Origin of the sequence: Paractinoplanes rishiriensis (assembly GCF_016862375.1) — a bacterium.
In the GTDB taxonomy this organism is placed as follows: Bacteria; Actinomycetota; Actinomycetes; order Mycobacteriales; family Micromonosporaceae; genus Actinoplanes; species Actinoplanes rishiriensis.
The window spans coordinates 17,882-40,450 of the sequence record NZ_BOMV01000029.1 but is presented as its reverse complement, the minus strand read 5'-3'; the positions used below and the strand labels follow the sequence as shown (position 1 = coordinate 40,450).

At 71.0% G+C, this 22,569-nt stretch carries 20 protein-coding genes; 11 read left to right on the top strand and 9 right to left on the bottom strand.

The annotated features are described in order from the left end of the window. The first annotated feature begins 450 nt into the window (after window positions 1-450). Window positions 451-645 (top strand): hypothetical protein, encoded by a 195-nt coding sequence (locus Ari01nite_RS14600; RefSeq protein ID WP_203781765.1) that lies wholly within the window; start codon window positions 451-453, stop codon window positions 643-645. A gap of 202 nt (window positions 646-847) precedes the next feature. Here the strand turns inward: Ari01nite_RS14600 and Ari01nite_RS14595 are convergent, their stop codons facing one another. From Ari01nite_RS14595 to Ari01nite_RS14585, 3 genes are all read right to left on the bottom strand, one after another. Beyond that, the gene (locus Ari01nite_RS14595) at window positions 848-2,302 is read right to left on the bottom strand and encodes a pectate lyase family protein (protein ID WP_203781764.1); all 1,455 of its coding nucleotides are present in this window, start codon (window positions 2,300-2,302) and stop codon (window positions 848-850) included. Window positions 2,303-2,396: 94 nt separating this feature from the next. Next, window positions 2,397-3,818, bottom strand: a complete 1,422-nt coding sequence (locus Ari01nite_RS14590; protein ID WP_203781763.1) for an Nramp family divalent metal transporter — start codon at window positions 3,816-3,818, stop codon at window positions 2,397-2,399. Between the two features lie 27 nt (window positions 3,819-3,845). After that, window positions 3,846-4,676 (bottom strand): shikimate dehydrogenase, encoded by an 831-nt coding sequence (locus Ari01nite_RS14585; protein WP_239162752.1) that lies wholly within the window; start codon window positions 4,674-4,676, stop codon window positions 3,846-3,848. Between the two features lie 135 nt (window positions 4,677-4,811). Between Ari01nite_RS14585 and Ari01nite_RS14580 the strand changes: the two genes are divergently transcribed. Genes Ari01nite_RS14580 through Ari01nite_RS14570 form a run of 3 tightly spaced genes read left to right on the top strand, consistent with a single transcriptional unit; the run spans window position 4,812 to window position 10,325 of the window. Beyond that, a complete protein-coding gene (locus tag Ari01nite_RS14580) occupies window positions 4,812-6,644 on the top strand; it encodes a bifunctional sugar phosphate isomerase/epimerase/4-hydroxyphenylpyruvate dioxygenase family protein (RefSeq protein ID WP_239162751.1) in 1,833 nt (610 codons plus the stop codon). A 58-nt stretch (window positions 6,645-6,702) separates the two neighbouring features. Further along, window positions 6,703-8,562, top strand: a complete 1,860-nt coding sequence (locus Ari01nite_RS14575) for an ABC transporter ATP-binding protein (protein WP_203781761.1) — start codon at window positions 6,703-6,705, stop codon at window positions 8,560-8,562. Further along, entirely contained in the window at window positions 8,559-10,325 is a 1,767-nt protein-coding gene (locus Ari01nite_RS14570; protein WP_203781760.1) for an ABC transporter ATP-binding protein, read from the top strand. The genes Ari01nite_RS14575 and Ari01nite_RS14570 overlap by 4 nt, the downstream gene beginning before the upstream one ends. Here the strand turns inward: Ari01nite_RS14570 and Ari01nite_RS14565 are convergent. Beyond that, complete coding sequence (locus Ari01nite_RS14565) at window positions 10,310-10,867, bottom strand: TetR/AcrR family transcriptional regulator (RefSeq protein ID WP_239162750.1); 558 nt, start codon at window positions 10,865-10,867, stop codon at window positions 10,310-10,312. The two genes, Ari01nite_RS14570 and Ari01nite_RS14565, sit on opposite strands and share 16 nt — an antisense overlap. 60 nt (window positions 10,868-10,927) lie before the next feature. Here Ari01nite_RS14565 and Ari01nite_RS14560 point away from each other — a divergent pair, with 60 nt between their 5' ends. After that, complete coding sequence (locus tag Ari01nite_RS14560) at window positions 10,928-12,667, top strand: ABC transporter ATP-binding protein (RefSeq protein WP_203781759.1); 1,740 nt, start codon at window positions 10,928-10,930, stop codon at window positions 12,665-12,667. Here Ari01nite_RS14560 and Ari01nite_RS14555 read toward each other — a convergent pair. Continuing rightward, a complete protein-coding gene (locus Ari01nite_RS14555) occupies window positions 12,624-13,709 on the bottom strand; it encodes a hypothetical protein (protein ID WP_203781758.1) in 1,086 nt (361 codons plus the stop codon). The genes Ari01nite_RS14560 and Ari01nite_RS14555 overlap by 44 nt on opposite strands. A 47-nt stretch (window positions 13,710-13,756) precedes the next feature. Then, complete coding sequence (locus Ari01nite_RS14550; protein ID WP_203781757.1) at window positions 13,757-14,425, bottom strand: endonuclease/exonuclease/phosphatase family protein; 669 nt, start codon at window positions 14,423-14,425, stop codon at window positions 13,757-13,759. Between the two features lie 780 nt (window positions 14,426-15,205). Between Ari01nite_RS14550 and Ari01nite_RS14545 the strand changes: the two genes are divergently transcribed. Together Ari01nite_RS14545 and Ari01nite_RS14540 are read left to right on the top strand one after the other, a co-directional pair. After that, complete coding sequence (locus Ari01nite_RS14545) at window positions 15,206-15,505, top strand: hypothetical protein (protein ID WP_203781756.1); 300 nt, start codon at window positions 15,206-15,208, stop codon at window positions 15,503-15,505. Window positions 15,506-15,793: 288 nt separating this feature from the next. Continuing rightward, a complete protein-coding gene (locus Ari01nite_RS14540) occupies window positions 15,794-16,480 on the top strand; it encodes a hypothetical protein (RefSeq protein WP_203781755.1) in 687 nt (228 codons plus the stop codon). On the opposite strand, the gene Ari01nite_RS14535 is transcribed toward Ari01nite_RS14540, so the two are convergent. Together Ari01nite_RS14535 and Ari01nite_RS14530 are read right to left on the bottom strand one after the other, a co-directional pair. Continuing rightward, window positions 16,473-16,934 carry an SRPBCC family protein gene (locus Ari01nite_RS14535; RefSeq protein WP_203781754.1) on the bottom strand — a complete coding sequence of 154 codons (462 nt, stop codon included), beginning with the start codon at window positions 16,932-16,934 and terminating at the stop codon, window positions 16,473-16,475. The two genes, Ari01nite_RS14540 and Ari01nite_RS14535, sit on opposite strands and share 8 nt — an antisense overlap. Then, the gene (locus Ari01nite_RS14530; protein ID WP_203781753.1) at window positions 16,931-17,260 is read right to left on the bottom strand and encodes an ArsR/SmtB family transcription factor; all 330 of its coding nucleotides are present in this window, start codon (window positions 17,258-17,260) and stop codon (window positions 16,931-16,933) included. The genes Ari01nite_RS14535 and Ari01nite_RS14530 overlap by 4 nt, the downstream gene beginning before the upstream one ends. A gap of 80 nt (window positions 17,261-17,340) precedes the next feature. Here Ari01nite_RS14530 and Ari01nite_RS14525 point away from each other — a divergent pair, with 80 nt between their 5' ends. After that, window positions 17,341-18,258, top strand: coding sequence for an SDR family oxidoreductase (locus Ari01nite_RS14525; protein WP_203781752.1), 918 nt, complete (start codon window positions 17,341-17,343; stop codon window positions 18,256-18,258). Here the strand turns inward: Ari01nite_RS14525 and Ari01nite_RS14520 are convergent. Further along, complete coding sequence (locus Ari01nite_RS14520; protein ID WP_203781751.1) at window positions 18,249-19,211, bottom strand: helix-turn-helix transcriptional regulator; 963 nt, start codon at window positions 19,209-19,211, stop codon at window positions 18,249-18,251. The two genes, Ari01nite_RS14525 and Ari01nite_RS14520, sit on opposite strands and share 10 nt — an antisense overlap. 85 nt (window positions 19,212-19,296) lie before the next feature. Here Ari01nite_RS14520 and Ari01nite_RS14515 point away from each other — a divergent pair, with 85 nt between their 5' ends. From Ari01nite_RS14515 to Ari01nite_RS14505, 3 genes are read left to right on the top strand one after another with little or no spacing between them, the layout of a single operon-like run. Then, window positions 19,297-20,262, top strand: coding sequence for an NAD(P)-dependent alcohol dehydrogenase (locus tag Ari01nite_RS14515; protein ID WP_203781750.1), 966 nt, complete (start codon window positions 19,297-19,299; stop codon window positions 20,260-20,262). Window positions 20,263-20,301: 39 nt separating this feature from the next. Next, window positions 20,302-21,762 (top strand): murein biosynthesis integral membrane protein MurJ, encoded by a 1,461-nt coding sequence (gene murJ / locus Ari01nite_RS14510; RefSeq protein ID WP_203781770.1) that lies wholly within the window; start codon window positions 20,302-20,304, stop codon window positions 21,760-21,762. Then, on the top strand, window positions 21,759-22,559 hold the full coding sequence (locus Ari01nite_RS14505; protein ID WP_203781749.1) for a hypothetical protein: 801 nt from the start codon (window positions 21,759-21,761) through the stop codon (window positions 22,557-22,559). Before murJ ends, Ari01nite_RS14505 begins: the two co-directional genes overlap by 4 nt. The last annotated feature ends 10 nt before the right edge of the window (window positions 22,560-22,569 follow it).

Genomic DNA, 22,569 nt, shown 5'->3' with positions numbered 1-22,569 from the left:
AGGCACGGCGCGAGCAGGAGGCACGGCGCGAGCAGGAGGCACGGCGCGAGCAGGAGGCACGGCGCGAGCAGGAGGCACGGCGCGAGCAGGGGGCGGGGTCGGCGCAGCACGCCCGGCCGACTCGGCGCGAGCGATGGGCGGGGTCGGCGCGGCACGAGCGACCGGCCCGTCGCGAGGGGTGGGCTGACGCGGTCCGGCGCGCGCGATCGGCCCGGCACGCGGAATCGGCATGACCGACGGGGTCGGCTGGGCCGACGGGGTCAGCTGGGCCGACGGGATCAACTGGGCCGTCCGGGTGGCCTCGGCGGCAGGCGCGATCGTGGCGGGACGGGCCGGCCGCGCGGGGGCGGGCGGGTTCGCCCGGGGTCTTGGCGCTTGGTTTCGGTTATGGGCTGAAGCCGTGTCGGCGCTCGTCGGTCTGCCGCCGGCGGTCGGGACTGGGCGCGGCGGTTGGGTGACGTGCGCTCTGGCCGCCTGTGGTCTGGGTGGCTGCTCCGGGTCGCGGAGGCGTTCGGCTATGTGGTGGAGGCGGTCGCCTTGGCGCTGTTTCAGGCCCTCGGCTCGGCGACGCTCGTGGTCTCGGCGGAATTCTTCGCGTGCTGGGGAATAGTTGCGGGCTGCGGTGTGGTCGCGCATTTGGGCTAATTCGGATCGGGAGAACAATTGCAGCTGCCGCATGGGCAATTATCGCTCGCCTCGGACGCCCACCGCCAATTTGATCATGCCAAAATAAACGGCGAATAAAAGAGGGCCGGGGGTCGCGCCGGTGCACGCCGGCGCGACCCCCGGCCGGTCTGGAGGGAACCAGGGAGACCGCACCCCACTGGGCCGGCCTCCCGGGGACGGACTAGAGGCCCAGCTTTCCGGTGCCGGCGCCGGCGGAGACGATTGACTTCACCTGGCTGGCGGTGTCGAGCGCGTAGGCGTACGGGATCGCCTTGACCGAACCGTTTGTCTGGGGGGTGCCTGAGCCGACGAAGTGGTTGTTGCGCTGGACCAGGTTGCCGTTGGGGGACGTGCCCTGGGCCAGGGTGGTCGGGCGGTTTACGTTTTCGAAGTAGTTGCCCTCTACCAGGACGCCGGCCTCGGTGGTGGAGGCTACGCCGTAGCTGGAGACGCCGTCGTAGTAGTTGTTGTAGACGTGCACGGGGTTGCCGAAGCGGACCCGCGGGTGGCGCTGGTTGGTGCCGTCGAACCAGTTGTGGTGGTAGGTGACGCGCAGCTTGCCGCGGTCGCCCGTGTCGGTGTCGGCGGAGCCCAGCAGCATGGTCTTGTCGTGGCTGCGGGTGATGTTCCAGGAGACCGTCACGAAGTCTGCGGCCAGGCGGATGTCCACCAGGCCGTCCACGGCGCTGGAGAAGGTGTTGTGGTCGATCCAGATGTGGTGCGAGCCGTTCTGGACGTTGATCGCGTCGTCGGACGAGCCGGTGAAGTTCAGGTTCTGGATGATGATGTTGCTGGCGTTTTCGACAGTCAGGCCGCCGCCGCGGATGCCGGAGCCGGAGCCGACGCCCTGGATGGTCTTGTTGGAGGTGACCTTCCGCATGCCGGAGACCGTGATCATCCCGGAGACCTTGATGATCCGGGAGCCGCTGGCGGACAGCGCCGAGTCGAGCGCGGACGCCGAGGTCACGGTGACGGTGGATCCGCCGGCGCCGCCGGTGGTGCCGCCGTTCTGCGCGGCCCAGCCCACCAGGCCGGACGCCGGCGGCGGGGCGGTCGGGCCGGTCGTCGGCGGGGTCGTCGGGCCGGAGACGTAGTTGAACGACCACTGCATCCGGGCGATGTCCGAGCAGGTCTCCTGCACGATCGGGTTGTTACCGGCGGTGGAGCCGTCCTTGGTACTCACGCACAGGCCGGTGGCGACGCTCTTGACGAGGTATTTGCCCGCGGCCGCGGTGGAGGCGGCGAACGTCCAGAGCTGATTGGTGCCGGTGCCGCAGCCGTACTGCTGCAGTTGGACACCGGAAGCGGTTGAGGCGCTGGGCACGTCGATGCACCGGCCGCTGTTGCCGTTGACCAGGTTGAACTGCCCGGAGGTGCGGGCCACGGCCTGCCACCGCTGACTCGTCGTGCCGCTGTTGCACGCCACCTGGACCAGGAGGGCCGAGTTGGCGGCCGCCGCACCGGTCACGTTGATGCACTTGCCGCTCGCGGCGGCGGCCACGGTGTAGACGCCGTCGGCCACGGGGGCGACGGCCGCGCTCGCCGGCAGCATCGAGTGGCCCACCAGGCCGGTCGACACGGTCAGCAGCGCCGCCATGCCGATCAGCCAGGGCCTGCCGGTCCTCTTCCTAGTCACGTACGGGTCCCTTCCTACGGGGATGCCCGGCCGGGGGGACGCCGACCGGGCTTGTGCCGTAGATGTCAGGGAAACGGTGCGACAACAAAAACCGCTAAAGCTTCTGCAGCTGGGTCACCACCATGGCGACCGCGAAGAAGCCGTAGAAGGCGATCGCGGCGATCATGCCGCCGAGCCGCCAGCCGCCCATCCGGATCTGGGCCGGCAGGTCGCGGGTGTTCAGCCGGATCAGCAGGATCGAGTACAGCAGGGTGACCACGGACGCCGCGCAGGTCGACACGATCAGCAGGCCGAGCGGCTGGGTGAAGCCGGCCAGCAGGATGAGCGAGCCGAGCACGATCTCGGCCCAGACCACGACCAGGTAGATCCGCGACTCGGTCCAGCGGGCCGAGGTGGACAGGTAGTTGCGGCGCAGGAAGTCCGACGCCACCCGGCCGATGACGTCCAGCAGGCCCATCGCGGCCGCCCACAGCGAGACCGCGGCCACCGCCAGGAACAGCAACTTGAGCCACGGGCCCACCTGGTCGGCCAGGATGTCGGCCTCGATCCGCAGGAAGGACGCGTCGCTCTTGAGGTCGTCGCGGCCGAACAGGGTCTCGTACGCGAGCAGGCACATGATGGTGATCGTCACGAAGCACACCGCCACGAACGTGACCAGGTGCTCGGCGTTCGCGCGCTTCCACCAGACCTTCCAGCGGCCCAGGTTCTCGTCGTCCAGCGCCATCGCGTACCGGTCGGTGCCGGCCGCCTCCTCCTGCCCGGTGATCGGTGAGATCAGCCGGGGCACGTGCGCGCCCATCCCGTACCGCTTGTCGCGGATCCAGTTGCTCAAAACCAGGTTGTGTACGCCGCCGGCCCCGGCCGCCCCGATCGCGCTGAGCAACAGGGTGAACGTGATGCCCTGGGGGATCTGCCCGAATTCGGTCACCGTCGCCTTGGCACCGTCGCCCCAGGTGCCCAGCGAGATCACGAAGATGACCACGACGAGCAGGAAGAACAGGGTGAGGCCGACCTTGACCAGCTCGACGCGTTCGACCGTGTTGTAAATGACCTTCGAGACCGAGAGCAGTACGCCGACGATCACCAGGCTGGCCACCGTGATCCAGACCGGGTCACCGCCGCCGACCAGGAAGGTGAACACCGTCGAGCCGCTCGTGGCCCAGCCCGGCCAGACGTACTGGAAAGCACCGGCCAGGCAGATCAGGATGCCCCAGCCCCTCCACCACCGGGAGAAGCCGGCCACCACGGTCTGGCCGGTGGCCAGCGTGTAGCGCTCGATCTCCATGTTGATGACGAACTGCACGGCCAGCGTGGTGAACGCGAGCCAGAGCAGCCCCAGGCCGCCGATCGCAGTGAGGTAGGGCCACAGGATGATCTCGCCGGCGGCCATGCCGATGCCGACGGCGACCACGCCGGGACCGATCATCCGGCGCAGGGACAGGGGCTCGGGGAGGTTGCGGACGACGGCTTCGTCGGGGACGGCCGCCGCATCGGGTGTGGTTCGTGATCGACGCATATCGCGCTCCTGGAGGAATGGGAGGGATTACGCGGTCTGGTGGCTGACGCGCCCGGCCAGCAGCACGTCGAGGTGATCCAGCATCCGCGCGGTATCGGGGGTTCGTCCGGTGAACAGCTGGAACGCGGCGGCGGCCTGGTAGGCGCACATCGCCGTACCGCCGACCGCCCGCAGGCCGGCGGCGCGGGCGGCGCGCAGCAGCGCCGTCTCCACCGGCATGTAGACGATGTCGAGGACCCACAGGCTGCGGTGGAGCAGGCTTGCGGGCAGGGGCAGGCCGGGGTGCGCCTGCATGCCGACCGGGCTGGCGTTGACCAGGCCGTCGGCGCCCGCGAGCGCCGCCGGGAGATCCTCGGGCGAGGCGGCGGCGATCCGGGCGGCATCGAAATGTCCGGCGAGCGTCGCGGCAAGCTGCGTTCGCCGTACGGGATCAGGGTCGACGAGCGTGAGGTGCTCGACGCCCATGCTCAGTTGTGCGTAACCGCAGGCGGCACCGGCCCCGCCCGCGCCGAGTTGCACGACGCGCCGGGTGGCGACGTCCGGCAGCTTGGCCCGGAACGACTCGGTGAAGCCGTACGCGTCGGTGTTGTAGCCGTGCCGCCGGCCGTCGCGGAAGACCACGGTGTTGACCGCACCCACCGCACTCGCCTGCGGCGACAGGTCGTCGAGCAGCCCGATCACCTGCTGCTTGAACGGATGGGTGATGTTGAGCCCGGCGAAGCCGTCGCGTTCCGCCTCGTCGAGCTGCCGTTCGAGGGTGCCCGGCCGGTCGGCGCCGGCCACGTCGAACAGCGTGTAGGAAAGGTCGAGACCCTGGCTGCGGCCCTCGGCCTCGTGCAGCGCGGGAGACAACGACAACCCGATCCCGGTTCCGATCAACCCGCACCGGCAAGCCGTCATGTCCGCGCCCCTCCGTAGATGCCAGCTGATGTACGAACTGGTACGTTAGTTATCCGATGTGACGGGCGACACTGTCAAGTCCTGGGAGGTCACGTGAGCGAAGGTTTGCGCCGGTCGATCGCGACCGTCTGCCTGTCCGGCACCCTGGACGACAAACTCACGGCCGCCGCGGCGGCCGGTTTCGAGGGCATCGAGCTTTTCGAGAACGACCTGGTGGTCGCGCCCTGGTCGGCCAAGGAGATCCGTACGCGCTGCGCCGACCTGGGCCTGTCGATCGACCTCTACCAGCCGTTCCGCGACTTCGAGGCGGTGCCGCCGGAGCGCCTGCGGGCCAACCTGGCGCGGGCCGAGCAGAAGTTCGCGGTGATGGCCGACCTGGGCGCCGACACGATCCTGGTCTGCTCGTCGGTGTCCGGCGAGGCGGTCGACGACGACGATCTGGCCGCCGAGCAGTTGGCGGCGCTGGCCGAGCGGGCCGCGGCACACGGGATGCGGATCGCGTACGAAGCGCTCGCCTGGGGCCGGCACGTGTCCACTTGGGACCACTCGTGGCGGATCGTCGAGCGGGCCGGGCATCCCGCACTGGGGCTCTGCCTCGACTCGTTCCACGTGCTGTCCCGCGAGGTCGACCCGGCCGGTATCGCGGCCATCACGCCCGGCAAAGTGTTCTTCGTCCAGCTCGCGGACGCACCGTACCTGCGCATGGATGTTTTGCAGTGGAGTCGGCACCACCGGCTCTTTCCTGGTCAGGGTTCCTTCGATCTGGCCGGCTTCGTGCGGCTCGCGCTGGCGGCCGGGTACGACGGGCCGCTGTCGCTGGAGGTCTTCAACGACGTGTTCCGGCAGTCCGACCCGGCCCGCACCGCGGTCGACGCGATGCGCTCGCTGATCGCCCTGGAACACCGGCTGGCACCGGTGGGCCGCCGGCTGCCCGGCGCGCCGAGCCTGGCGCGGCACGCGTTCACCGAGTTCGGCGTGGACGGCCACTCGGGGCCGCAGCTGCGGGAAGCGTTGCGGGGACTGGGTTTCGCGCACACCGGGCAGCACCGCACCAAGCCGGTCGAACTGTGGGAGCAGCAGAACTGCAAGATCGTGCTGAACAGCGCGGTCACCCGCCCGCAGGCCGCCGGCACCGCCACCATCAGCGCGTTCGCGATCGCCAGCGAAGATCCGCAGCGCTCGCTGCACCGCGCCGAGGCCCTGCTGGCGCCGGCCCACCCGAACGTGCGCGGCCCCGGTGAGACCGAACTGGCGGCCATCATCGCGCCGGACGGCACCAGCGTGTTCGTGACCCGGCCGGACGACGGCTGGCGGGCCGACTTCCTGCCCACCGGCGAGGCCACCGAACCCGGCGCCGGCTTGATCGGCACCGACCACCTGGGGCTGGCCCAGCCGTTCGACAACTTCGACGAGGCCGGGCTCTTCTACCACTCGGTGCTCGACCTCGACCACCTGGCCGACGAGGAGTACGCGGCCCCGTTCGGCCTGATGCGCTCGCGCAACGTCGCCAACGCCGACCGCAGCGTGCGCCTGGCCCTGACGGTCGCGCTGCTGCGGCGCGGCGAGTGGGCACCCGCGGTGGCCGACCCGCAGCACGTCGCCTTCACGACCGCCGACATCGTGGCCACCGCCGAGGCGATGACCGCGCTGGGCGCCACGATGTTGCCGGTGCCGGACAACTACTACGCCGACCTGGCGGCCCGTTTCGCCCTGCCGGAGAGCACGGTGGCCACGCTGAGCCGGCACGGCATCCTCTACGACCGCGACACCCGCGGCGGCGAGTTGCTGCATCTCTACACGCCGGTCTTCGGCGGCCGGGTGTTCTTCGAGATCGTCGAACGCCGCGGCGGCTACGACCGCTTCGGCGAGGCGAACGCCCCGGTCCGGATGGCCGCCCAGCGTCACCGCCGGCTCACCGACCAATAATCGGCCGACGATCGATAATTCGGAGGCCCTACCCGTTAGTCACCGCCAAGATGGGCGGATGCCCGACGCATCGAAGCCACCCGATCCACGACTGGGCTGGGGAGCGTTCCGGCCGTCCGAGTTCCGGGCGGTGTTCGCCGAGCGGATCCGGCTGCTGCGCCTGCTGCCGCTCGCCGGGTGGGGCTGGGTCGCGGCCATGGTGGGCACGCAGGCCATGCTCATCCTCACCGTGCCGGCCACCGCGCTGCTCAGTGGCGAGCTCATCCGCCGCACCCTGGCCGGCGAGCCGGTTGCCGGGGCGCTCGGCGGGCTGCTGGTCACGCTGCTGGTGGGGCGGCTGACCCGGCCGCTCGGCACCACCGTGATGACCGCGGTCGGCCGGCGGATCGACGGGGCGCTGCGGGAACGGCTGCGGGCCGTCGCGCTGGCACCGGCCACCATCGCGCACCTCGAGGAGGCCGAGTTCGCCGATGACGCGCACCGGGCCAGCGAGATCGGCGAGGGCTTCTGGGTGCGCTCCCCCGGCACCGCGTCGGTGTCGGTCGTGCTGCTGGCCGGCCGTATGCTCGCGGCCGTCGCCTCCGCCGTCGTGCTGGCCGGCTACTTCCCGTGGCTGGCCGTGCTGCTGCTGGCGGGTTCGATGGCGAGCCGGGCGATCCAGCGCCGGCAGTGGACGTTCTTCGTGGCGTACAGCGACCGGCTCAGCCCCGGCCAGCGCCGCCTGGAATATCTGGACGACCTGGCCGCCGGTCTGGACGCGGCCAAGGAGATCCGGCTGTTCGGGCTGGCCGACTGGCTGGTGCTGCGGCGGGCCGACTGGCACTGGGAGCTGCGCTCGCCGATGTGGGCGCTGCGCCGCAGCATCCTGCGCCGGCAGGGCATCACGGTGCTGCTGTCGGTGCTGTGCGCGTCCGCCGCGTTCCTGGTCCCCGGCCTGGCCGCGGCGGACGGTGCGCTGAGCATCGCGGCGCTGAGCACGTGCGTGATCGCGGCGCTGGGCATCTTCGAGATCACCTGGGTGGGCTTCGAGACCTTCGACATCGAGTACGGCAAGGGCGCGGTGCAGGCGGTGGACCGGCTGGCCGACCGCTACGACAAGCCCGGCGCCGCACCGCCCGGCGCCGCACCGGGCGGTGCCGGGCAGGTGGGCGAGTCCGCGGTCCGGTTCGAGGGAGTCGGCTTCACCTACCCGGGCGGCGCGCACGCCGTACTGGATGACCTTGATCTGACCATCGGTAAGGGTGAGATCCTCGCGATCGTCGGGATCAACGGTGCCGGCAAGACCACGCTCACCAAGCTGCTGGCCGGCCTGTACGCTCCCACCGGCGGCCGGATCCTGATCGGCGGCCGCGACCTCGCCGAGCTCGACATCGACCGGTGGCGCCGCCGGCTCAGCGTGGTCTACCAGGACTTCCTGCGCTACCCGGCGACCGTGCGGGACAACGTGGCGCTGGGCGCGCCCGAGGTGCCGGCCGACGACGAGGCGATTCTCAGCGCGCTGCGGCTGGCCGGCGCCGACGAGTTGCTGGACAAGCTCGACACGCAACTGTGGCGCACCGGCAGGCGCGGCCGCGACCTGTCCGGCGGGCAGTGGCAGAAGCTGGCCGTCGCGCGCACCCTCTACGCCACCCGGCACGGCCGCGGCCTGCTGATCCTCGACGAGCCGACGGCCAACATGGACATGACCGCCGAGATCCAGTTCTTCGACCGGGTGGTCTCGGGCGTGCGCGCGTCCGGCGCCGGGGTGGTGCTGATCTCGCACCGGCTCTCCACGATCCGCAACGCCGACCGGATCGCGGTGCTGGACGGCGGCCGGATCACCGAGTCCGGTTCGCACGCCGACCTGCTGGCCCGCGGCGGCACCTACGCGCGCCTGTGGAACCTGCAGGCGTCCCGGTTCGCGGAGGCGGCCCAGTGAGCGTCTTCCGGCACACCCTCGCGCTCTGCTGGCGGGTCGCGCCCGTGGTCACCGTGCTCAACGTGCTGCTGATCGCGGTGATGTCCGGCGCCGCCGTGCTCACCGCGGCCAGCCAGCGGATGCTGATCGACGGCGCGCAGTCCGGCACCACCGGCGCAGTCGTGGTGGCGGCCGGCCTGGGCGTGCTGGCGCACGCCGGCAGCTTCCTGTTGGGGCGCATCCAGGGCGAGCTCAATCAGGATTTGACCGTACGGGTGGGCCGCGAGCTGGATCTCGAGGTGCTCACCCAGGCCGCCTCCATCCCGACCCTGGAACACCTGGAACGGCCCGACTTCCTGGACCGGGTCACGAATCTGCGGCGCGGCACCATGCCGCTGGTCCGCTCGGTGTGGGCCGGCGCCGGCCTGATCGGCACCACGCTCGGCCTCGTGGCCAGTGCCTGGCTGCTCACCGAGATCCACCCGGCGCTGCCGCTGCTGGCCGGGTTCTCGGTGCCGCTGCTCATCCTCATCGCCCGGGGCGCCCGGCACCGGGAACGGGTGCGCGACCGGACCGCCGAGAGCGACCGGCACGAGCGGCGGCTGCACCAGCTCTGCCTCACCCCGGAACCGGCCAAGGAGCTGCGGATCGCCGGCAGCGGACCGGAACTGTCCCGGCGGGCGAGCCGGCTGTGGGAGCACATCACCGGCGAGATCGTCCGGTCCCGCCTGTATGCCGGCGGGCTGGAGGCGATCGGCTGGGTGCTGCTGTTCGCGGCGCTCGGCGTGTCGCTGCTGCTGGTGCTCGGGCTGTGGCGGGAGGGCCGGGCCACGGTCGGCGACGTGGTCCTGCTGATCACCCTGATCACCTCGCTGAGCGGGCAGATCGAGCGCCTGGTCGGCAACTACTCGATGATGGCCGAGGGCGGGCACGTGAGCGGGCACTACCGGTGGCTTCGCGAGCACGGCGCCCGCGCTGCCGGCACCAGGCCGGCTCCGCGGGCTCTGAGCGATGGCATCGGCCTGCGTGGCGTCTCTTTCACCTATCCCGGTACGCCCGAGGCCGTACTGGACGGCATCGACCTCGACCTGCCGGCCGGCACCACCACGGCGCTGGTGGGCCTGAACGGGGCCGGCAAGACCACCCTGGTCAAGCTGCTGACCGGGATGTACCGGCCGGACACCGGGACGGTGCTGATCGACGGCGTGCCGCTGGACGACATCGACCCCCGGGAGTGGGCCCGGTGCGGCGGCGGCGTGTTCCAGGACTTCGCCCGGTTGGAGATGCTGGCCCGGGAGAACGTGGGCGTGGGCGACCTGGACCGGCTGGACGACCCGGCGGCGGTGCGCGACGCGGTCGACCGGGCCGGGGCCGGTGCGGTGGCCGACGGGCTGCCCGAGGGTCTGGACTCCCAGCTCGGCACCCAGTTCCAGGGCACCGAGCTCTCGTACGGGCAATGGCAGAAGCTGGCCCTGGCCCGCGGCGTGATGCGCCGCCGCCCGCTGTTGCTGGTGCTGGACGAGCCGACGTCGGCCCTCGACCCGCAGGCCGAGCACGAGCTGTTCGTGCGGTTCACCGAGCAGGCCCGGGAGGCGGCCGCGGCGCACGGCGCGATCACCGTGATCGTGTCGCACCGGTTCTCCACGGTGAACATGGCCGACCAGATCGTGGTGGTCGAGAACGGGCGGATCAGCGAGCGGGGCACGCACGCCGGGTTGCTAGCGGCCGGCGGCCGGTATGCCGGGCTGTACCGGAGCCAGGCGGCCGCCTATGACGCCGGGTAGGGCCGCAGCGCGCCGCCGTAGCTCCGGACCAGCAGGTCGAGCACCTCGTGGCGGGATCGGTGGCCCTCGAAGTGGCAGGCCGCATAGAGCTGCGCCCACATCAGGTTGTCGAGCCAGGTGGCGGGCAGCCGCGGGTCGATCGAGCCGTCGGCGTGCCCACGGGCCACCGCGGTGGCGAACGTGTCGCCGTCGTCCGGGCCGAAGCAGTCGTCGCCGGCCAGCAATTGCGCCTCGCCGAACACCAGGGACAGCACGGCGCCCAGGTCGAAATACTCCCGGCAGAGGCGCAGCACCGCCTCGGCCCCGGTGCCCTCGCCGAGCCGGGCGTTGACGGTGGCCCGGGTGAGTCGCTCGCCGGCCTCGGTCACGACCGCGGACATCAGGTCGGACCGCTCGGCGAAGTAGCGGTGCAGGGTGGTGCGGCCGACGCCGGCCGCGGCCGCAATGTCGCCGAGCGAGGCGGCCGGCTGCTGCGCCAGCGTCTCGATGGCGGCGTCGAGGATCGCCTGCCGGGTCCGGTTCCGGGTCGGGCTGATGGTCACAGGTATACCTTAACGGAACACGGGTTGCCAATAATGGAACAACTGTGTTCCACTCCTCCGATGCGGATCCTCGTCTCGTTCCTCCGGCCGCACTGGCGCGTACTCCTGCTGGGTTTGATCCTCGGACTGATGGCCAACGCGGCGAACCTGGCCGCCCCGCTCGCCACCAAGCGCATCATCGACACGCTCGGCACCGGCGGCGCGCTCGCCGGCCCGATCACCCTGCTGCTGGTGCTGGTGGTGATCGGCGCCGCCATCGGGCTGTGGCAGTGGGTGCTGCTCGGCACACTGGCCGAGCAGGTCGTGCTGGACGCCCGGCTGTCCATCGTGCGGCGCTATCTCGCGGCCCGGCTCGGCGAGATCACCCGGCGCCCGACCGGCGAGTTGGTCACCCGGGTCACCTCGGACACCGGGCTGCTGCACGCGGCGTCGTCCAGCATCGTCGGCCTGATCAACGCGGGCGTCGCGCTGGTCGCCACGCTGGTCCTGATGGGCGTGCTCGACCTGGTGCTGCTCGGCTGCACGCTGGCCGCCGTGGTGATCATCGCGGTGATCATGGCGGTGCTGCTGCCGACCATCGGCGAGGCCCAGCGCAAGGCGCAGGAGTCGGTGGGTCAGCTCGGGGCAGACCTGGAAGGCACGCTGCGCGCCGTGCGTACGGTCAAAGCCAGCCGGGCCGAGACGCGGCAGGGCGCGCGCATCGAAGCCGGCGCCACCCAGGCGGCCGCGTTCAACGTGCGGGCCGCCCGGCGCACCGCCTCGGTGTGGACGGTCTCCTGGGCCGGCATCCAGTTCGCCATCATCGTGATCCTCGGCATCGGGGCCTGGCGGGCCGACGCGGGACTGCTCGCGGTGTCCAGCCTCATCGCGTTCCTGCTATATGCGTTCCAGCTGATGGGGCCGATCACCGAACTGACCCAGAACGTGACGGCGCTGCAGAGCGGCATCGCGGCGGCGGCCCGGATCCGCGAGGTCGAGGCGATGCGGGTGGAGCCGACCGCCGGCTCGTCCGCCGGCCGAGCCGACACCTCCGCCCCGGTGCTGGAACTGCGCGGGGTGACGCTGCGCTACGACGAGACGGCCGCGCCCGCGGTGCGTGACGTCGACCTGGTGATTCCGCGTCGCGGCCACCTCGCCCTGGTCGGGCCGTCGGGTGCCGGCAAGACCAGCCTGTTCTCGCTGCTGCTGCGCTTCCTCGAGCCGCAGTCGGGCACGCTGCTGCTGGACGGGCAGCCATACCCGGACCTGTCGCCGGCCGAGATCCGGGCCCGGCTGGCGTACGTCGAGCAGGAGACGCCGGTGGTGCCCGGCACGATCCGGGACAACCTGCTGTTCCGGTATCCGGAGGGCACCGAGGCGGAGTTGTGGACGGCGCTGCACGCCGTACGGCTGGACGGGAAGGTGCGGTCGCTGCCGGACGGCCTGGACACCGCGCTGACCGGCGCCGAGATCTCCGGCGGCGAGCGGCAGCGGATCGCGCTGGCCCGGGCCATCCTGCGGACGCCGGACGTGCTGCTGCTGGACGAGGCCACCGCCCAGGTCGACGGGCTGACCGAGGCGGCGCTCCAGGAATGCATCCGGCGGTGCGCCACCACCGGTGCGGTGGTGACGATCGCGCACCGGCTGTCCACCGTGGTCGACGCCGACCACATCGTGGTTCTGGAGGCGGGCTCGATACGCGCACAGGGCACCCATGCGTCGCTGCTGGCGAGCGACTCGCTCTACCGCAGCCTGGTGGAGGCGCTGCGGATCGCCACTACCGAACCGGCGCTGTCCGGACCAGCTCCCGATAGGAGGTGACCGCCGCGGGCACCTGTTCGAGGCTCTGGTCGGCGTTGTTGCGGTCCGGGGCGGCCCACCACTTCACGAACCGGGCCGGCGGCATCCCGCGGTATCCGGCTCCGATCGCGGCCGGATTACCGGCGGCGGTGGCGATCCGCTTCACCCAGGCGGCGAAAAGCTTGCCGTCGCGGTCCCAGTCCCGCTCCGCGCCGACGCCGTCCTGCACGGTGGAGCCGATCTCGCCGACCGCCCAGGGCAGGCTGCGCTCCCGCCAGACGTCGCGGGCGTAGCGGAAGAACTCGTCCGGGGTGGAATACCGGCGCTGGGCGGTGGGCATGCCCGGGAAGACGTACGTGTCCCACGAGACCAGATCGGCCGGATCGTTCGCTTCGACGAAGAGCCGCCAGTCGCCACCCTGCCGCTTGGCGTTGTAGTGCTGCCAGTACCACATGAGGTTCTTCTCGAGCGTGACCCGGTCCCGGGCCGGGTGCGCCTCGATGATCCGGCGGTAGGCCCGGTAGGTCTCGTTGTAGGCGGCCGGGGTGGCACGCTGGTCGCGGTGCTTGAACCAGTTGTCCTGCACCTCGTGGAAGTAGATGACGGAGAGCTTGCGTTTCTTGGCGTGCACCCAGTCGAGCAGCTTGACGAGCCGAGCGTCGTCGCGCGTCTTGTGCGAAACGGTGAGCGGCTCGTCGGGGTGGGCGGCGGCGGCCCAGGTGAGCAGCGCACCGGCCATCGAATCGTCGCCGGGGAGCGGGATGCGGCCGGCGCTGAACAGCCGGATGCCGAGCGGTCCGCCGTAGCGGGCGCGGTTCTGGTTGTAGAGCCGGATGTAGCTGGCGGGGTCGTCGGCGACGGCCGAGCCCTGCGTGGAGGTGATGACGCCGTATCGGGTTAGCGGAGGCGCTGCGGCGGTCGGCCGGGCCTCACTCGTTCCGGCGTCGGCGTGTTTGGTCGCGGCCGGCTGGGCCTGTTGCGGGGACGGGGTGGCTTCGGCGTGGTCCGGGGCGTGGATGACGACGCCTACCAGTACGACCGTGACCAGCCAGGAACGCCACATTGCGCCTCACTCACCCCACCCGATTTATCCGGATTTATGGCGTGATGTTACGACGTGAGGATGCCCAAGATCGGGAAATGGTCGCTGGCGCGCCGGACGGCCGGTGTGTCGAGGACCTGGTAGGACGTCACGGGCAGGGCCGGGTCGGCGAAGAGGGCGTCTATCCGGCGGTTCGGGTTGGTGGTGGAGAACGTCGGGATGCCGGCCTGACCGGTGGCGGCGCCGGCGTCCACCAGACCCTCGGCGATGGTCTGCCACGCGGGGCCCGCGTCCGTTTCGTTCACGTCGACACCGGCTATCACGGGCGCGGTTGCGGCGTACAAAGCCTGCTTGAAGCTTGTTGCCTGTCGCAACCGGATCTCCGGAACCGTGGCCAGGTGGGTGCCGGCCGCGACGAACTCCGTGCCGCCGAGCGTGCCGCGCAGAAAGACGGCCGCGCGCGGGCTGTCGCCGAGAGCCAGCGGGTAACGCAGGATGCGGGACTCCAGCACCGTGACGTCACTTGCGGTCACAATCGCATTCCCGTACGCGCAGAGCCCGCCCACCGCCTGAGCCATGCCGAACCGCGCGGCGAGGTCGATGCACCAGGTGCCCGGATCGGTCCAGCGCAACACCTCTTGCAACACGAGCACGTCCGGCGCCTGATCGCGAACGGTCTCCAGCAGCGCAGCGAGATCGCCACGCCAGCCCTTGATGTTGTACGACAGCACCCGCATAGCGCAGCCGACAATACGTGATCGCGAGCGGAGACTGAGAGCGGCATTTCGGGGGTCGTCCTGGGACGAAGTCGGTGAACAGGGCCGACCACGGTTTTCTCAGCACGAACGCTTCGACCGTGAGGTCAAGCCGGCCCTTCTCCCACAGCGTGGTACAGCCGCTGGAGACCGGCGAGGCGTGCAGTAGCTGCCGCGCGGCACCGAGACCACCACGAGTGGAGATCATCCGGAGGTAGATCTTCGCCGAGGTTCTGCGGACGCGGCATGCTGCGGGCCTGCAGTCCGCTGACCAGCGCGGTGTAGATGTCGCGCAAGGACGGTGACCACTGACGGAATCGAAGTCATCGCGGTCGGGCAGCCGGGTGGTCATGCCGGATCGCCGGTGGCCTCGAACGCGCGCCGTAACAGGTCGGCGCGGCATCCGCCCATAGTGGTGACAAGTGCGGTCAGCACCCCGCCACCCCCACGCGGACGCCACATGTCGTCGGTGTCAGGTTCGCGACCGGACCCGGACGACGCGTGGTTGTTAGGCTCCGCCTTGCCTGGAGCGGGACCTCGGAAGCGGATGGACGGTGACAGGTCGACCCCGAAACACCGCACGGCGACTCTGATCCGCCCGGCCGGGCGCAGGCGACGCCGCGGCGGGCCGTTCCGGGCACCCTGGTCGAAGCCGAGCAAGCCACCGCCGAGGTCGCGCCCGCGGGCCGGGCCACCGCCGCAGCGCCCGCGGGTCAGAGCGGTGCTCCCCCGCATCCCGACGACCTCGAGCTGAACGCCATCATGGATCGCTACGACCGGCTCGGCGATGAGCCGCCGAGGTCTGACATCGCCGCCAACGATGCCGCGCACGAGCACTTGCATGCGCACACCGGCGAACGGCACGGTCCGGATGTGCCGCTCCGCAGAGACCCGGCCGTGCGGGATCTGACACTGGAAGGGCGGATCTACGGCGATCCTCGGTGGACGCGGCGGGAGAGCGCGATTCCTCGGCGAGCTGGCCGCAATGCTCCGCTCCGTCATCGGCGCGCAACGGCGGGCGTTGCGCTTTTGCCGGGCGGCCGGCACACGGACGATCCGTAATCAACGAGCCACTGCGTGCATTATTCTCGTCAATTCCGGACTTCTGAACATCACACGAAACCGGGAATGGGCGGGATCGTTTCGCGTTTTTTCGTGGACGATCTTTGGAAGCGGGCGGGAGTCCCTGGGGGAACTGGGCTCACCTGGGGTTTTGCGCATTTCTCTTGATCGGTTTTGGGTATTGACCTGGGTTGCATGATATGGGGCGTGACAGCCGAACCGCGTGACTTTGCTCGCCATCGGAGAGGGCGGGACACTACGCCCTGGGCGTATGCCAACCATCAGCATGTGCCGGAGGAATTCGGGCCGGTCGGGCGTGGGGAGGCAATTCAGGCGCTCAGTCGTGAGGTGTTGATACGGCGGTCGCTGGACATCTCGCCGTCCGGCTTTATCACGATCATCAGCATTATCCAGGGTGTGGCGCTGGGGTTGCTGGCGCAGAACACGTTTCCTAAGCCCACGGTGCTCGGCGGAATACAGAGTGTCACGTTGCTGCTGGTGTTCGTCTCGGTTTTCTACTACTACCTGACGATGAGTGTGCTGTTGCGCTGGGCTCCGTCGTTCCTGGACTGCTTTTTGCCCTTTGTGATTGCCAGCCTGGAGATTCCGCCGGCCTTCTTTCTCGGGAACGCAGTGGCCTGGAACGCCTGGCTGGCCGGGTTCTGGTTCCTGACGATGGGCGGGCTGATGATCACCACGAAGTGGTCGCCGGTGTCGCACTTCGGCAACGTGCGCAAGGCGCATCGGTTGCTGCACGACCTGCTGCGGGAACTGCGGTACACGGCCGGCATCGGCGGGTTCATGGTGGCGTTCTGCGCCCTGTGCGCGCATCTCATCCCCTGGCAGCGGCAGGGGTGGGGCATCGTCGGTGCGGGCACCGTCCTGGCGATGGTCGCCATGATCGTCGCCCGCACCGAGCTGCGCGCGTCGCAGATTCACGCCCTGTACGGCGTCAACCGGCCGCCGTTCAACTGAACAGGGCGGCGAACCGCGACAGGTAGAGCGGCCAGCCCTGGTCGTCGGCCACGCCGTCGCGGACCGAGTCCCAGCCGGGGCCGTGCCGTTCCAGGTTGCGGTGTTCCAACTCGACCCGGGTGCGTTCCGGGGTCTCGGCAACGAAGCGCACCTCGACCTCGCTGGTCTGCTCCGGATCCTCCTCGACCTGCCAGCGCGGGTTGATGTCCCAGCTGAACACCACCCGGTCCGGCGGGTCGAACGCGAGGATCCGGGCCCAGCGGCACTCGCTGCCGTCGGCCGCCCGGTCGTAGATGTGGCCGCCGACCTTGGGCTCGAACACGGTCTCGGCGATCGGCGAGCCCATCAGGTTGTGCTCGGGCGGCTTGAAGTCACCGAACCGCGCGGTGAACACGTTGAAGGCTTGCTCGATGGGCGCCTCGACGACGACATGCCGCCGCACGACTTCGGTCATTGCTGCTCCTTCGCAGGGGGTTCGGTGGTGGCTATGTCCTGGTAGCCGGCTAAGGCCCGGCTCCAGAACGTGTCCAGCTGGTCCCGCAACGCCGACAAGCCGGCCGGGTTGAGGCGATACACCCGCTTGGTGCCGGCGGCCTGGTCGCTCACCAGGCCGGCGTCCTTCAGCACCCGCAAGTGCTGGGACACGGCCTGGCGGGTCACCGGCAAGCCGTCGGCCAACTCCCCCACCGCCAACGGGCGCTCGGCAAGGCGCGTGACTATCGCTCGCCTGGTCGGGTCGCCCAGCGCGTCCCAGCCGGCGCTCGCTCTGTAAGTTGCCACGAACGAAAGCTACGACTTACACATGAAGGAAGTCAAGAAATCGGACACCCGCTGTCAGGTTTTCGGGACAGCATCGGAGCATGACTGAGCAACCACTTGCCGGGCGGGTCGCCCTCGTGGCGGGGGCCACCCGCGGGGCCGGGCGACAGATCGCGGTTCAGCTGGGAGCCGCGGGGGCCACCGTCTATGCCACCGGGCGCAGCACCCGGGAACGCCGCTCCGAGATGGACCGGCCGGAAACGATCGAGGAGACCGCCGAGATGGTCACGGCGGCCGGCGGCACGGGCGTCGCGGTGGCCGTCGACCATCTGGAGGCCACGCAGGTCGAAGGGCTCGTCAACCGGATCGACGACGAGCAGGGGCGACTCGACGTGCTGGTCAACGACGTCTGGGGCGGTGATCCGCTGACCACCTGGCACAAGCCCGTGTGGGAGCAACCGCTGGAACCGGGCTTCCGGCTGCTCCGGCTGGCCGTCGACACCCACATCATCACCAGCCACTACGCGCTGCCGCTGCTGATCCGGCGGCCGGGCGGGCTCGTCGTCGAGGTGGGCGACGGCACCACCGCGTACAACCGGGACAACTACCGGCTCTCGGTGTTCTACGACCTGGCGAAGTGGTCGGTCAACCGGCTCGCCTTCGCCTGGTCCAAGGATCTCACCGAGGCGGGCGGCACCTCGGTGGCGCTGACACCGGGTTGGCTGCGCTCCGAGATGATGCTGGAGCACTATGGCGTCACCGAGGACAACTGGCTCGACGGCACCAGCAAGGAACCGCATTTCGCCATCTCGGAATCGCCCGCGTACGTGGGACGCGCCGTCGCCGCGCTCGCCGCCGACCCGGACAAGGCGCGCTGGAACGGCACATCCGTGTCGAGCGGTGAACTCGCCAAGGTCTACGGTTTCACCGACCTCGACGGCAGCCGGCCCGACGCGTGGCGCTACCTGGTCGAGGTGCAGGACCCGGGCAAGCCCGCCGACGTGACCGGCTACCGGTAGACCGCGCGCATCCGGTCGGCCGCCTCGATCATGCGCGCGCGCAGCGAGGGCGGCTCCAGCACCTCCACGTCCGGACCCAATCTGATCATGTACGTGTACGCGACGTCGAACGACTCGACCGGGAGCCGGGTCCGGACCCAACCGTCCGGGTCCGGTTCCCCGGCGTCCGACACGGCCTGCTCGACCGCGACCGGCTCGGCCACGTACCGCAGCACGCGCAGCCCGTGCGGACTGAGCCGCACCACGATCGTCTCGCGCAGCATCTGGCGTACGAAATCCTCCGCTCTCGCCTGCCAGAACGCCGGCAGATCGAAGTCCGGGTCGCGCTCGAACGTCTCCCCGGTCGGCTCGGCCGCGGTCACCCGGTCCACCCGGTAGGTGCGCAGATCTCCAGCGACAAGACCAATCAAGTACCAAACCCCATTTTTCAGTACGAGGCCGTACGGGTGGACCGTCCGGGAAACCTCGTCGCGGCGCCGGTAGCCGATGGTCAGCACCCGGTCCTGCCACACCGCCCGGGCCAGGCCGGCGAGCAGCGGCGGCGGATCCGCGTCGGCGAACCAGCCCGGCGCGTCCAGGTGGAACCGCTGCCCGGCCCGTTCGGACGCCTCCCGCAGGCCCGGCGGCAGCGCGGCCAGCACCTTGCGCCGGACCTGCCGCACCGGTTCGGCCAGGCCCATGTCGCGGGCCGGACCGGGCAGCCCGGCCAGGAACAGCGCCTCGGCCTCGTCCCGGCTCAGCCCGGTCAACCGGGTGTGGTAGCCGCCGACCAGCCGGTATCCCCCGGCCCGCCCCTGTTCGGCGTACACCGGCACGCCGGCCGCGGACAGCGCGAGCACGTCACGGTAGATGGTCCGCTCGGAAACCTCCAGTTCGGCGGCCAACTCGGTGGCCGTCAGGGTGCCGCGCGACTGGAGCAGCAGCACCAGGTTGATCAGCCGGGCGGCGCGCACGGGACCCCCAATGTAAAACTTTCTTGACACGGCACTCTACCGTGATGTCAAAGATTCTAGACATCCCGGGAAGGGGTACCGACGCATGAAGGCGATCATCAGAGAGGTGTACGGGGACCGGCCCGAACTCCGCGACCATCCGAAGCCGGCGATCGGAGCGGGCGAGGTACTGGTCGAGGTGCGTGCGGCCGGAGTGGACCCGGGGGTGTGGATCCTGATGACCGGGCGGCCCAAGGCGGTACGCCTCGCGGTCGGCCTGCGCAGACCCCGGGTGCCGGTGCTCGGCCGCGCGCTGTCCGGCGTGGTGTCCGCGGTCGGCGAGGGCGTGACCCGGCTGCGTCCCGGCGACGAGGTGTACGGCACGTGTGAGAGCGGTTCGTTCGCCGAGTACGCCCGGGCCCGCGAGAACCGGCTCGCCGCCAAGCCGGCCGGGCTCACCTTCGAGCAGGCCGCGGCCGTACCGATCTCGGCGGTCACCGCTCTGCAGGCCGTCCGGGACGCCCGGGTCGAGGCCGGCCAGCGGGTGCTGATCACCGGGGCCGGCGGCGGCATCGGCACGTTCGCCGTGCAACTCGTCGCGCGGCGCGGCGCGTACGCCATCGGGGTTTGCAGCACGTCGAAGGTGGACCTGGTGCGATCGCTGGGCGCCGAAGACGTGCTCGACTACACCCGGACCGAGATCGACCGGGACGGGCCGCGGTACGACGCGGTGATCGACACCGCCGGCAACCGGCCGTTGTCGCTGCTGCGGCGCGCCGTCCGGAAGCGGGGCACGATCGCGCTGGTCGGCGGCGGGCACGCGAACGGATCGCTGATGGGCGGCTTCCAGCGGCAGATGGCGGCGCCGCTGATCTCGCCGTTCGGCGCGCACCGGATCGCCGGTGTCACCGGCCGGGAACGCCGCGAGGACCTGGAGGAACTGACCCCGCTGCTGGAGTCGGGCGCGATCGTCCCGGTGCTCGGCCGCGCGTACACCCTCGACACCGCGACCGACGCCATCCGGGACCTGGCCGGCGGACACCCGGCCGGGAAGCTTGTCATCACCGTGTAAGCAGTGTCTGTGACCTCGACAGCCCGGGCCGGTGGGCGGATCGCCGTGGCCACGCTCGCCTCGCGGGCCGGCGGGTTCCTGCGCGTCGTGGTGCTGACCGCGGCGCTGGGGCTCGGCACCCGGCTGCTGGACACCTACAACGTCGCCAACACCCTGCCGAACGCGGTCTACGAACTGGTGATCGGCGGGGCGATGGCGACCGTGGTGGTGCCGCTGCTGGCCCGGGCCGCGGTGACCGAGCCGGACGGCGGCGTCCGGTACGCGCAGCGGCTCATCACGCTGCTGGCGTGCGGCCTGGCCGGAATCACCGTGCTGGCACTGCTGGTCGCGCCGTGGCTGGTCGACCTGTACGCCCCCGGCTTCACCGCCGGGCAGCGCGACCTGGCGATCACGTTCTCCCGGTACTTCCTGCCGCAGATCCTGTTCTACGGGGTGAGCGCCACGGCCGCAGCGGTGCTGAACGTCCGCGGCCGGTTCGCGGCGCCGGCCTGGGCACCGCTGGCCAGCAGCGCGGTGGTGATCGCGGTCTGCCTCTGCTACCTCGCCGGGCTGGCCGGCGGTCACCACCTGCTGGCGGCCGGCACCACCGCGGGTGTGGTCACCCAGACCACGCTGGTGCTGTGGGTGCTGCGCCGCACCGGCTTCCCGCTGCGGCCGGCCGATCCGCGCGGCATCGGGGTCCGCCGGATCGCGAAGCTCGCCGGCTGGGTACTGCTCTCGGTGGCCGCCGCCCAGGTGCTGCTGGCGGCGGCCACCCGGTCGGCGTCGCTGGCCGGGCCGGGCGGGGTGACGGCGTTCCAGAACGCGCACGCGGTGTTCCGGCTGCCGTTCGCGGTGATCGCGCTGTCGGTGATGACCGCCATGCTGCCCGGGCTCAGCCGCCGCGCCGCCGAACGGGACCACCGGCGGGTGATCGGCGACCTGTCCCGCGCCGTCCGGGTCACGCTCGTGGTGCTGGCCCCGGTCGCGGCCGCGTTCGTGCTGCTCGGCGGGCCGATCGCCACGCTGCTGTTCCAGCACGGCAACAGCGCGGCCGGCACGGTGCGGCTGCTCGGCCTGGTGCTGGGCGGGTTCGGGCTCGCGCTGGTGCCGTTCGCCGGCTTCATGGTCCTCCAACGCGGCCTGTACGCCCTGCAGGACACCCGGACGCCGGCCCTGATCACGGCCGGTACCGCGGCGATCGGCGTCCTCGGCTGCGTCGTCGCCGGCCGGGTGTGGCCGGTGGCCGGCATTCCGATCGCGTACGCCGTCGCGTACACGGCCGGCCTGGTCGCGACCGCCGTGGCCCTGCGCCGCCGGCTGGGCCGGATCGACGGCCGCCGCCTGCTCGGGACGCACCTACGGGTGCTGGCCGCGGTGGCGGTGGCCGCCGGGTGCGCGACCCTCGCGATCCGGTCCGTGGCGCCGGCCGGTGCGCTGGTCACGGTGCTGGCCGGCGGCCTGGCGGGCGGGGTGGGCTATCTGGCGGCCGCCCGGGTGGCCCGGCTGAGCCTGCGATGACCGGGCTCGCGCTCGGCCTGGTGCTGGCGTCCGGCCTGCTGCACGCGCTGTGGAACGTGCTGCTCGCCAAGGCGCCGCGCGGCTTCGACACCATGGCGGTCGCCAACCTGATCGGCTTCCTGGCCTGGCTGCCGGTCGCGCTGGTCTCCTGGCGCATCGATCGCGCCGCCTGGCCGTGGCTCGCCGTGTCTGCCGCGTTCCAGATCCTGTATTTCGTGGTGGTGAACTTCGCCTACGCCCGCGCGCCGGCGCACACCGCCTACCCGGTGGCCCGCGGTGCCGCGCCGGTGCTGCTGCTCGTGATCGCGCTGCTGGCCGGCGACGGGGTGACCTGGTGGGCCGCGGCGGGCGTCGCGCTGATCGGCGCCGGGGTGCTGGGCACGGCCGCGGGCACCCCGGACTTCCGGACCGTCGCGGTGGCGCTGCCGGTGGCGGTCTCGCTGGCCGGCTACACCTACGTGACGGCGCACGGTCTGCGGCACGCCGACGCCGCCACCTACTTCTGGCTGTCGATGATTCCGGTGGTGTCCATCGCCATGCTCACTCGCAAACCGGCGGCCGTACGCGACCAGATGCGTCCCGCGACGGTCGCGATGGGACTGGGCATGGTCGGTGCCCACGGCCTGACGCTGCTGGCCCTGGCCATGGTGCCGCCCGCCCAGGTGCCGGCGATCGGCGCACTGCGCGAGACCGGCATCCTCTTCATGATCGCCCTGACCTGGCAGAAGGCTTCGCGGAGCGCGATGGCCGGTGCGGCCCTGATCTTCGCGGGCGTCGTCGTGCTGGCCGCCGGCTGAGAAGGACGCG

Coding starts and splice junctions, on each gene's coding strand:
- Ari01nite_RS14550 (WP_203781757.1), bottom strand. CDS start 14,425: ATGCGGGTGCTGTCGTACAACATCAAGGGCTGGCGTGGCGATCTCGCT.
- Ari01nite_RS14535 (WP_203781754.1), bottom strand. CDS start 16,934: ATGACCGAAGTCGTGCGGCGGCATGTCGTCGTCGAGGCGCCCATCGAG.
- Ari01nite_RS14505 (WP_203781749.1), top strand. CDS start 21,759: ATGACCGGGCTCGCGCTCGGCCTGGTGCTGGCGTCCGGCCTGCTGCAC.
- Ari01nite_RS14590 (WP_203781763.1), bottom strand. CDS start 3,818: ATGCGTCGATCACGAACCACACCCGATGCGGCGGCCGTCCCCGACGAA.
- Ari01nite_RS14560 (WP_203781759.1), top strand. CDS start 10,928: ATGCGGATCCTCGTCTCGTTCCTCCGGCCGCACTGGCGCGTACTCCTG.
- Ari01nite_RS14525 (WP_203781752.1), top strand. CDS start 17,341: ATGACTGAGCAACCACTTGCCGGGCGGGTCGCCCTCGTGGCGGGGGCC.
- Ari01nite_RS14575 (WP_203781761.1), top strand. CDS start 6,703: ATGCCCGACGCATCGAAGCCACCCGATCCACGACTGGGCTGGGGAGCG.
- Ari01nite_RS14515 (WP_203781750.1), top strand. CDS start 19,297: ATGAAGGCGATCATCAGAGAGGTGTACGGGGACCGGCCCGAACTCCGC.
- Ari01nite_RS14555 (WP_203781758.1), bottom strand. CDS start 13,709: ATGTGGCGTTCCTGGCTGGTCACGGTCGTACTGGTAGGCGTCGTCATC.
- Ari01nite_RS14545 (WP_203781756.1), top strand. CDS start 15,206: ATGGATCGCTACGACCGGCTCGGCGATGAGCCGCCGAGGTCTGACATC.